The following is an 11,044-nucleotide window of genomic DNA, read 5'->3' as shown; positions in this document are numbered from 1 at the left end:
GCAGGGCTTCATGATGACGACGCTGATCCCGCGCTTTCAGGAACGGTTGAAAACAGATGCCAAGTTGCGAAGCGCTCTGTCACCCTGACGACGCTTCCTACACCCAGCCGCCATCCACCAGATAGCTCTGCGCCGTAATCGCGCCGGCATCGTCGGAGGCGAGGAACAGGGTCACCTTCGCGACGTCTTCGGGCACGAGCTTACGCTTCACGCATTGGCGCTTGAGCAATTCGGCCTCTCCCTCCGGCGTCAGCCACAGATCAATCTGGCGCTGTGTCATGATCCATCCCGGCACGATGGAATTGACGCGGATGTTGCGGCCGCCGAGTTCACGGGCGAGCGCGCGGGTCAGGCCGACGACTGCCGATTTCGCGGTCTTATATGCGGCAAACGAATCCTCGCTCGCCATGTAGCTCGTCGAGCCCATGTTGATGATCGATCCTTCGGCGGCCTTTTCCATGTCGGGCAGCACGGCTTGCGCTGCGAAGAACTGGTGGTCGAGATTGGTGGCGAAGCGCTCGCGCCAATATTCGGGCGTCACCTCTTCGATGGTGTGACGATCGTCGCGCGCAGCGTTGTTGACGAGGATGGTGATCGGGCCGAGCGCGGCGCTCACGCGCTTGATGGCCGCCTGCAAGGCCGGCACGTCGCGCACATCGTTGTGCTCGAAATGGACCCGCTCGCCGAGGCGCGCCGCCAAGGCTTTTCCCGCCTCAGCATTGTAATCGAGAATGCCGACCTTGCAGCCCTGTGCGTGGAAAGCCACCGCGATGCTCTCGCCGATGCCGCTTGCGCCGCCGGTGATGAGAACGGTCTTGCCCTTGAGGGAGCCGTAGATGGTCGTCATGAATTCAGCCTTTTGCGATGGCGATCATTCGCCTTTTCGAGTGCGGGAAAGAGATGCGGCGCCACCGATGGGCGTCGAACGCTGATAACGTGCGAACGCCCGGCTGTCGGCACCGTTCCAAGAAAACTCAGCTCGCCCCGGGGCCGGGCGTCGCGCCGGGCGGGCATTTGCCGAGAATGATCATGCCGAGCACCTCGTCCTGCGTGACGTCGTTGACGCTTGCGGAACCGACGAGCTTGCCGTTCTTCATGACACTGACGCGGTCGGCGAGGCCGAAGACGTCGTGGATGTCGTGACTGATGAGGAAGATGCCGATGCCTTCCTTTTTCAGTTGCAGTACGAGCTCGGCGACCTGTTGCGTCTCGGCCGGTCCGAGCGCTGCCGTCGGCTCGTCCATGATCAGGACACGTGCGTTGAAGTAGATCGCACGCGCAATGGCAACCGATTGACGTTGTCCGCCCGACAGCGCCTTCACCGGTTCCTTGAAGCGACGAAAATGCGGATTGAGGCGCGCCATGACCTTGCGCGTTTCCGATTCCATCGATGCGTCGTCGAGCGTGCCATAGGGCGTCTGCATCTCGCGCCCCAAGAAGATGTTTCCGGCCGCGTCGATGTTGTCGGCAAGCGCGAGCGTCTGGTAGATCGTCTCGATCCCGTAGCGTTTTGCGTCGCGCGGCGTGGCGATATCCGCCTTCTCGCCATTGACGTAGATATCGCCGCTGTCCGGACGGTAGGCGCCGGACAGGATCTTGATCAGCGTCGATTTGCCGGCACCGTTATGGCCGAGCAGGCCGACTACTTCGCCGGGACGCAGATCGACGGAAACGCCGTCCACCGCCTTGATGCCGCCGAAGGCGATGGAGATGTCGCGCATCTCGACGAGAGGTGTCGCATCATGTTGCTGCATGGGTGCCTCCTTCAGCGAATGCGGCGACGGTAGAGCCCGTCGACCCAGACCGCCAGCACGAGCACGGCGCCGACGACGATGTTCTGCAGGGGCGTATCCACCCCGAGCAGCACCATGCCCGATTGCAGCGATTGCATCACGAGCGCGCCGAGCATGGCGCCGGCGATGGTGCCGACGCCTCCCGCGAGCGACGTGCCGCCGATGACGGCGGACGCGATCACATACAATTCGTCGAGCGTGCCGGCAGAATTCGTCGCCGCATTCAGACGCGCGGTGGAGATGCAGGCGGATATCCCACACAACAGACCCATCAGGCCAAAGACCTTCATCAAGATCCAGCGGGTGTTGATGCCGGAGAGTTCAGCCGCCTCCGGATTGCCGCCGATGGCGAAGACATAGCGTCCGAAGCGCAGGCGCTTGGCGAGGAAGGTCATGCACAATCCGACGACGATCGCGATCACCACAGGCAGCGCGATCCCCTGCGGCACGAACAATCCGCCTTCCGGCCACGGGATGCCTTTTGTCTCCGCCCATGCCCGCGCCGTGCCGGCGGGAAGCGGATAGGCGTTGAAGATCGTGGCTCCGGCGATCACGGCGGAGCAGGCGATGGCGGCGATCACCGCGTCGGCCCAGCCGGGCCGCACGGGGAAGCCGAAACGGATGCGACGACGACGGGCGAGCCCGAGAGCGACGATGATGAGGCCACACGCGACGGCCGCGATGATCCAGGTCGTCGTCGCGCCGAGCGCTCCCTCGACGCCGCCGCCGAGAGCCTTGAACCGGGTGTCCATCGGCGCGACGGTCTGGCCGGCGGTGACCCACCACGCCGCGCCGCGCCACACCAGGAGGCCGCCGAGGGTGACGATGAAGGACGGGATCGCGAGATAGGCGATCAGCCAGCCCTGAAACAATCCGATGGCGCCGCCGATGAGGACCGCCATGAGAACCGCCAACGGGGCGATCAGCCAATGCTCGAGGCCGAGCCAAGCCGGCAGCCATTGCACTTGCGCAACGCCGATGATCATGCCGACGACGCCGAGAATGGCGCCGACAGAAAGATCGATGTTGCGGGTGACGATGATCAGCACCATTCCCGTCGACATCACGGCGATCGAGGCCGTCTGCACCGACAGATTCCAGAGATTGCGCGGCGTCAGGAAGAACCCGCCGGACAAAACGTCGAAGCCGATCCAGATGACGGCGAGCGCGGCCAGCATGCCGATCATGCGGACGTCGATTTCGAGCTTCGAGAAGAGCGATCCGGGCGTGGTGCTCGGCGAAGTGGCTGACGTGGCGACGGGTGCGGTCATGATGTCGTGCTGTTCGAAGGTGCCATCCCCGGCGAGTGAAACGAAGAAGGGGTTCCGGTGGTTTGGTTCACGGAACCCCGTCCTGTGCGACGGCTTCGCCGCCTCCGGCCGGGGATGACACGGAGACGGCGCATAGTGCCGAACGGTGGAGGCGGAAGTCGCTTAGTCGCAGACCTTCGCGCTGCCCTTCTTGACGCCCTGGCAGACCACGTCCTTCGTGACCCAACCGGCATCGATGACCACGTTGAGGTTGTCCTTGGTGATCGCGACGGGGGTGAGGAACTTCGCCGTCATCTTCTGCTTCTTCGCACCCTGATCCCACGCCTGAGCGCCCGGGATTTCGGCGAGCTTCTTGCCGCCGGCGAGGGCGACGGCGATTTCCGCCGCGTTGCGGCCGAGTTCGCGCGCGTCCTTGAAGACGGTGACGCTCTGCGTGCCGAGAGCGACGCGGTTGAGCGCCGCCTTGTCGGCATCCTGGCCGGAGACCGGCACGGACCCGGCGAGACCCTGCGATGCGAGCGCCGCGATGGCGCCGCCGGCGGTGCCGTCATTGGCGGCGACGACCGCGTCGACCTTGTTGTTGTTCTTGGTCAGGAACTGCTCCATGTTCCGCTGCGCATTGGCGGGGAGCCAGCCGTCCGTGTAAGCCTCGCCGACATTCTTGATCTTGCCGGAATCGATCGAGGGCTTGAGGACCTCCATCGCACCGGCGAAGAGGAAGTTGGCGTTGGGATCGGAACCCGAGCCCTTGATGAACACGTAGTTGCCGGCGGGCTTGGCCTTCAACACTTCACGCGCCTGGAGCCGACCGACCTCGACATTGTCGAAGGTCAGGTAGAACACCTGGGGGATCTCGATCAGGCGATCGTAGCCGACGACCGGAATGCCTTCCGCCACGGCCTTTTCGACCGCCGGGCGTACCGCGTCGGAATCCTGCGCCAGAATGATCAGCGCCTTGGCGCCGCGGGAGATCAGGCTTTCGATATCGGTGAGCTGCTTTGCGGGCGAGGATTGCGCATCGGCGGACACATAGGTCCCACCGGCCTTCTCGACAGCCGCCTTGATGGCCGCTTCATCGGTCTTCCAGCGCTCTTCCTGAAAGTTCGACCAGCTGACACCTACGACAGGGCCCTTGCCCTGCGCATAAGCCGCCGACGCCGAAAGGGCGAGAGCGGCGAGGCTGATCATCGCATGCTTCTTGAACGACATGGGGATTTCCTCCTCGGGCAGGCGCGTTCCCTCGCGTTGCCCTTTGGTTGTATATGGCCGGAAATTCGCCGCGGGCACGGGCGAATCCTTGCGAATTGTTTCTTCGACCGCAGAATTAATTATCCGGGACGGGTCCGCTTTCAAGGCGTCACAACCTTAGCATTTGGTCGAACAAGCCTAACTTGCCGCTTGTTTTATTCGATAAATGAACAAAAAAGAGAGCATGTCGCTTCCCTCCCTGACCGCGCGAGAGATCGCCCGCCGCCGCCTCCTGGACGTTTTGCGCCGGGAAGGCGCCATGGCGCGGGTCGAGATCGGCCAGCATCTCGGCATGAGCCCGGCCAGCGTCTCCGAGCTGACTGCGAGCCTCGTCGACGAGGGCGTATTGATCGCCGAGGAATCCGGGGAGGCCACACCCGGCCTGTTCCGGGGACGTCCGAAAGTCCGGCTCTATTTCGCCGAGACCCTCGGAAGCGTCATCGGCGTCTGGATGGGTTTCAACCGGATCGAGCTGCGCCTCGTCGACAGCGCCGGAAAGAATCGCGCCAGCCGCCATATCGAACGACCTTTGCGCAATCTGACGGCCGAGGCCCTGATGGACATGCTGGCCGAGGCGATCACGTCCTTTGCGCAGGAATCCGGAGCGCCGGATGTCAAAGCCGTCGGGCTCGCATGTCAGGGCTATGTGGACACACGGGACGGCATCGTGGCCTGGAGTCCGGTCCTCGGCATCCGCGATGTTCCGCTCGCCGCGGGACTTGGCGCCCGGCTTCACCTACCCGTGTTGATGGAGAACGACGCCAGCGCCATGGCCTTCGCCATCGCACAACGTGATCCTGCTCTTCGCGCCGGCCGCACCGCCTGTCTCATGGTGGGCGATGGCGTCGGCCTCGGCTTTCTCATCGAGGGCGAGCTCTATCGCGGCGCGCGTTTCGGCGGCAGCGAATTCGGCCATGTCCGTCTGCGCCGATCAGGACCGCAATGCCGGTGCGGCGGACGCGGCTGTATCGAGGCGTTCCTCGCCGATTATGCCCTGCACCGAGACGCGCAGCTCATCGACCATCGCCCGGCCCCCAGCATCCTGCTTCCGAGCGAAGAAGCCATGAGCGCCCTCGTCGCCCAGGCGAGATCGGGAGATACCGCTCTCGGCAATCTCTTCCGCGAGGCGGGCGAGGTTTTGGGCGATGCGGTCGGCATCCTGATCCAGACCCTCGAGCCCGATCATGTGGTCATCTGCGGGCCCGGCACCCGCGCCATGGATCTCCTGCGCCCCTCCTTCGAGGCGGCGCTCGAAACCCAGACGATTCCCGAATTGCGAGCGCTCGCCACGATCCAGGTGGTCGAATCCTCCATGGATCTCCTCACCGAGGGCGTCGTCATGCAGGCCTTGCGGGAACTCGACCTCGATCTTGCCCGGTTGAAGGCGGCCTGATCGGCATAGCCAGCGGGCTCCCGAATGACTATCTGTGGAGATCCCCTTTCTCACGACAGATCCTCCATGGCCTCTTCTCGTCCTGTCGCCGCCGGCGATCATGTCTTCCTCGTCGACGGCTCGTCCTTCATCTTCCGCTCGTATTTCCAGTCCATGAACCAGGACTCGAAGTACAACAGCCGCATTTCGGACGGTATGCCCACCGGCGCCGTGCGGTTGTTCGTGACGAAGCTTCTGCAGTTCGTCCGCGACGGAGCGGCTGGGCTGAAGCCGACGCATCTCGCCATCGTTCTCGACAAGTCCGAAGGATCCTTCCGCAAGGAGCTTTACGAGGATTACAAGGGCCACCGTCCCGATCCGCCGGATGACTTGAAGGTTCAGATGCCGCTGATGCGCGAAGCCATTCGCGCCTTCGGTCTCGAACCCATCGAACAATTGCGCTACGAGGCCGACGACCTCATCGCCACCTATACGCAGGAGGCGAAGGCGCGCGGCGCCAACGTGCTCATCATCTCGTCCGACAAGGACCTGATGCAGCTCGTGGGACCGCTGGTGTGCTTCTACGATTTCGAATCAGGCATCAAGGGCAAGCCCGGCTACCGGCCGGAGCGCAATCTCGACGAGGCCGCAGTCACGGAGAAATGGGAAGGCATTCCGCCGGAGAAGATCGGCGACGTGCTGGCGCTCATGGGCGACACCTCCGACAACGTGCCCGGCGTTCCCGGTATCGGCTTGAAGACCGCCGCGCAGCTGATCAAGGAATTCGGCGATCTCGAAACCCTGCTCGCCCGTGCGTCCGAGATCAAGCAGCCGAAGCGCCGCGAGACATTGCTCGCCAACGTCGACAATGCGCGCCTGTCGAAAAAGCTGGTCACCCTCGACTGTGAAGCGCCCTTGCCGCTCTCCCTCGATGCGCTGCCGCTTCCCGATCTCGATCCGCGTCCATTGCTCTCCTTCATGAAAGCAATGGAGTTCAACACGCTGACGCGGCGCGTGGCCGAACTCTATGAGACCGATCCGACCGACATCGAACCCGATCCGCGTCTGATGCCCGGCGGCGACGCGATCACCTGGCAAGGGCGTCCGGAGACGGCGAGTTCCGAAGAAATCCCGGCGGGGTCCGCAAGTGTTGCGCCCAAGAACGTCAACGGTGCTGCGACCCCAGGCGATCTCGCGGCGAAACGCGCCACGGAGGCGTCTTCGCAATCGTTCGACCGAAGCGCCTACGAGACCGTCACCACGCTCGAGCGGCTGCAGGATTGGATGCGCGAGGCGCGAGAACAAGGCTACCTCGCCCTCGACACCGAGACGACCGACATCGATTCCAATCTCGCCGACCTCGTCGGCTTTTCTCTCGCGCTTCAGCCCAACAAGGCTTGCTACGTGCCGCTGAAACATCGCGGCGGAACCGATTTGTTCGGAGAAGGTTTGCGACCCGGACAATTGCCCGAGGCCGCCGCGCTCGATGCGATCCGCCCGGTCCTCGAGGATCCCTCGATCCTCAAGATCGGCCAGAACCTGAAATACGATTGGGTGATCTTGAAGCGCCATGGCATCGAAGTGCGCGGCTTCGACGACACCATGTTGGCATCCTATGTGCTCGACGCGGGCAAGGGATCGCACGGCATGGACGAATTGTCCCGCCGGCACCTCGGGCACACGCCGATCTCGTTCAACGAGGTCACGGGCACGGGCAAGAGCCGTGTCACGTTCGACCATGTCGAGATCGACAAAGCCACGGCCTACGCCGCGGAAGACGCCGATGTCACATTGCGGCTGTGGCAGGTCCTGAAGCCGCGGCTTCCGGCCGAGCGACGCGCCACCGTCTACGAGACATTGGAGCGGCGGATGGTGGACACGCTGGCGCGCATGGAAATGCGCGGCATTCTCGTCGATCGTCAGATTCTCTCTCGGCTCTCCGGCGACTTCGCCCAGAGCCTCGCCCGTCTCGAGAGCGAAATCCACGAGATCGCCGGCGAAAAATTCGCTCTCGGCAGCCCGAAACAGATCGGCGACATTCTCTTCGGCAAGATGGGTCTTCCCGGCGCCAAGAAGACAGCGTCCGGCCAATGGGCCACACCCGCGACGCTGCTCGACGAGTTGGCGCAGGCCGGGCATCTGCTCCCCGAAAAGATCTTGGAATGGCGCCAACTCGCCAAACTGAAGTCGACCTATACCGACACGCTGCAGCAACACATGAATCCGGAAACGGGCCGTGTGCATACCTGCTTCTCGCTCGCCTCGACGACGACGGGACGTCTTTCTTCCTCTGAACCGAACCTGCAGAACATTCCGATCCGTACGGAAGCAGGGCGCAAGATCCGCACCGCCTTCATCGCACCGCAGGGATCGAAAATCATTTCGGCCGATTACAGCCAGATCGAATTGCGTATCCTGGCGCATATTGCCGACATCCCGCAATTGCGCGAGGCCTTCGCGAAGGGAATCGACATTCACGCGGCAACAGCGTCGGCCATGTTCGGCGTTCCCCTCGATCAGATGACGTCGGATCTCAGGCGCCAGGCGAAGACCATCAACTTCGGCATCATCTATGGCATTTCCGCCTTCGGCCTCGCTCAGCGCCTCAGCATTCCGCACGGCGAGGCGGCTGCCTTCATCAAGCAGTATTTCGAACGCTTTCCAGGCATTCGCGCTTATATGGACGAAACCAAGAAAGCGTGCCGCGACAACGGCTACGTCACGACGATCTTCGGCCGGGTGTGCCATTACCCGCAGATCAGATCGGGCAATCCATCGGAGCGGGCCGCGGTCGAGCGCCAAGCCATCAACGCGCCGATCCAAGGCTCCGCCGCCGACATCATCCGCCGCGCCATGATGCGCATGGAAGACGCGCTGCGGGCCGAGCGACTGTCGGCGCGCATGCTCCTTCAAGTGCACGACGAACTGGTGTTCGAGACGCCCGACGAAGAGGTGGAAGCGACGCTTCCGGTGATCTCGCGCGTCATGACGGATGCTTCCGCTCCAGCGGTGCATCTGCGCGTGCCGCTCGCCGTCGATGCGCGCGCCGCGCAGAACTGGGACGAGGCGCATTGAACGAACGAGTTTTGCGCATGCACGTCATCATCTGGGAGTTCCACGTCTCGGAGGCGCGTCAATCCGCCTTCGAGACCGCGTATGGTCCCGCGGGTGACTGGGCGCTGCTTTTCCAGCGTCATGCAGGCTATCGCGGCACCGAATTGTTGCGCGACGAGACTCGGCCGGGCCGCTATGTCACGATCGATCGCTGGCAAACCCGATCGGCGTTCGAGGCCATGCACGCAGCCGACGCTGAGGCCTATGCGGCGCTCGACCGCCGCTTTGATGAACTCACCGAGCGTGAAACCCGGATCGGCGATTTCGAGAGCTGTTGATCCGGGATAAGTAACGCCGGACCGGGCGCGGCGATAGTCGTCCGAGCAGCGGCTCCCGTGGATCGGCCCGACGCACGCCACGGCTGGGTGTTTTCACACACAGTTTGGCTTCAAAGCAGGCGTTTGCCGCAATTTCCTATCTCTTCGGTTAGGTCGGATCCTTCACATCTCCCCTAGTGAGATCCTCAGGGACCTCGCGTGGATCCCATTGTCGTGCGCCGTCGTTCGGCGAGCGCCCTTTTCGGGTCAGGACCAGAAGGATTTTCGCATGCCGCAACCTGTATTCTGGGGACCCAAGATCTCCGCCAGCAATGAACAATTCGAGCAGTACCGTTCCAACTTGACGGTTCTCAAGAACGGGACGTTTGTCGGTGTGTGGGTCGAACACGACGGCGCCGATTCGGATGTGTGGGGGCAGCTCTTCAATGCCGACGGAAGCAAGAAGGGCGATCCGTTCAAGATAAACTCGGACGACGCTGCAACGCAGATCGATCCTGTGGTCACCGCGCTCAAGGGCGGCGGTTTCGCCGTTGCCTTCTCGTCCTTCAACGGCACGAACATGGATGTTCGTGCACGAGTCTACGACAACAACGGATCGGCTCCCGCGAGGGATTTCGGCGTCGGCATCGGCGCGGGCGACCAGACGAAGCCCTCGATTGCCGCATACGGCGACGGATTCGTCGTGTCGCATCTCGGGTACGATGCCACAACCGGCATTTCGAATGCCGTGTACGACGCGAACGGCGGCGCTCAGGGTCGGACTGGTGTTGAGGGCGGGACGTACCAATCCCCGTCCGTCGCCGTGCCCGATGCCGGCGTTTTTCAGGGCCTCTTCGTCACGGCTACTTTGGAAGCCACGAATGCGATTCTGATGCGCACCTATACCGCTACGACCGTCTCTAATGAATGGCGCATCCCCGTCGATTTGGTCTTCATCCGATCCTCACCGAGCGTGACGGCCCTCGCAGATGGAAAGGTTCTTCTCACCTACGCCGCTTCGGACCCCTTCGGGACCGATCAGGTGAAGGCCATCATCTACGACATCTTCGGGCAAGCGGGCACGGAGATGACGCTGATGTCCGGGCAACGTTACGGAAAAGTCGTGGTGGCCGCGCTCACCGACGGCGGCTTTGCCATCGCAGTCGAGCAAACCGCGTCCCAGAATGTTGTCGCGCGCGCATTTAATGGCAATGGCGCTCCCAACGGCGACGCGTTCAGCGTCCACCCCGATCAAATGGCTGGCCGGCAGGACAACCCGTCGATCACAGCTCTCTCCGATGGTCGCTTTGTCGTGGGATGGTCGGACGACGGCGGCGGCAATGGTGCGCCCCCGGGCCACGTCAAGGCGCAGATTTTCGATCCTCGCGCGGCGGGCATCGAATGGACCGGCAATGCAGGTGACGAGCAGTTCGGCGGCTCCGCAGGCGAAGATTTCCTGCATGGCGGCGCCGGCAACGATACTCTCTACGGCTCAGATGGCAGCGACGCCCTCAGCGGTGGCGAGGGGGCCGACCATCTTGACGGGGGCGAGAATTTCGACTTCGCCAATTACGGCCTCGCCGATGGCGGCGTAACGGTCAATCTGCTCGATCTGTCAAAGAATGATGGCGACGCGAAAGGCGATAGCTACTGGAGCATCGAAGGCTTCCTCGGCTCCGCTCATGCCGATACATTCATCGGCGACGACGACGGCAACGAGATTCGCGCGCAGGCCGGAAACGACACCCTGACGGGTGGAACCGCGAACGATTATCTCGACGGCGGCGAAGACAACGATGATCTCTACGGTGGCGCCGGAATCGATACGCTCGTCGGCGGATCGGGCAACGATTGGCTCGACGGTGGCGCGCGCGACGACGACATGAAAGGCGGCACCGGCGACGACACCTACGTCATCGATACCATTGACAAGATTTCGGAAGAGGCAGGTGAAGGCCTCGATACCGTCATAACCTATTTCTCCTATAC

Annotated in this window: 8 protein-coding genes; 4 read left to right on the top strand and 4 right to left on the bottom strand. The window is 63.0% G+C overall.

The annotated features are described in order from the left end of the window. Positions 1-97: 97 nt before the first annotated feature. The 4 genes from AC1DT3_RS04655 to xylF all read right to left on the bottom strand — a co-directional run bounded on the left by AC1DT3_RS04655 (position 98) and on the right by xylF (position 4,273). Positions 98-847, bottom strand: coding sequence for an SDR family NAD(P)-dependent oxidoreductase (locus AC1DT3_RS04655; protein WP_477464076.1), 750 nt, complete (start codon positions 845-847; stop codon positions 98-100). Between the two features lie 127 nt (positions 848-974). After that, positions 975-1,754 carry an ATP-binding cassette domain-containing protein gene (locus AC1DT3_RS04650; protein ID WP_477464075.1) on the bottom strand — a complete coding sequence of 260 codons (780 nt, stop codon included), beginning with the start codon at positions 1,752-1,754 and terminating at the stop codon, positions 975-977. A gap of 11 nt (positions 1,755-1,765) precedes the next feature. After that, positions 1,766-3,064 carry a sugar ABC transporter permease gene (locus AC1DT3_RS04645; RefSeq protein ID WP_477464074.1) on the bottom strand — a complete coding sequence of 433 codons (1,299 nt, stop codon included), beginning with the start codon at positions 3,062-3,064 and terminating at the stop codon, positions 1,766-1,768. A 162-nt stretch (positions 3,065-3,226) separates the two neighbouring features. Beyond that, complete coding sequence (gene xylF / locus AC1DT3_RS04640) at positions 3,227-4,273, bottom strand: D-xylose ABC transporter substrate-binding protein (RefSeq protein ID WP_477464073.1); 1,047 nt, start codon at positions 4,271-4,273, stop codon at positions 3,227-3,229. A 223-nt stretch (positions 4,274-4,496) separates the two neighbouring features. Here xylF and AC1DT3_RS04635 point away from each other — a divergent pair, with 223 nt between their 5' ends. The 4 genes from AC1DT3_RS04635 to AC1DT3_RS04620 all read left to right on the top strand — a co-directional run. Continuing rightward, positions 4,497-5,705 (top strand): ROK family protein, encoded by a 1,209-nt coding sequence (locus AC1DT3_RS04635; protein WP_477464072.1) that lies wholly within the window; start codon positions 4,497-4,499, stop codon positions 5,703-5,705. 66 nt (positions 5,706-5,771) lie between these two features. Then, a complete protein-coding gene (gene polA / locus AC1DT3_RS04630; protein ID WP_477464071.1) occupies positions 5,772-8,759 on the top strand; it encodes a DNA polymerase I in 2,988 nt (995 codons plus the stop codon). A 17-nt stretch (positions 8,760-8,776) separates the two neighbouring features. Beyond that, positions 8,777-9,076, top strand: a complete 300-nt coding sequence (locus AC1DT3_RS04625; RefSeq protein WP_477464070.1) for an antibiotic biosynthesis monooxygenase family protein — start codon at positions 8,777-8,779, stop codon at positions 9,074-9,076. Between the two features lie 268 nt (positions 9,077-9,344). Then, positions 9,345-11,044: calcium-binding protein (locus AC1DT3_RS04620; RefSeq protein ID WP_477464069.1), on the top strand; the 1,700-nt coding region annotated here is incomplete at its 3' end.

It is taken from the genome of Microvirga sp. P4_G7 (genome assembly GCF_056401005.1).
Note: the sequence above shows the minus strand (reverse complement) of the source record. Positions and strands in the feature narration are given on the sequence as shown.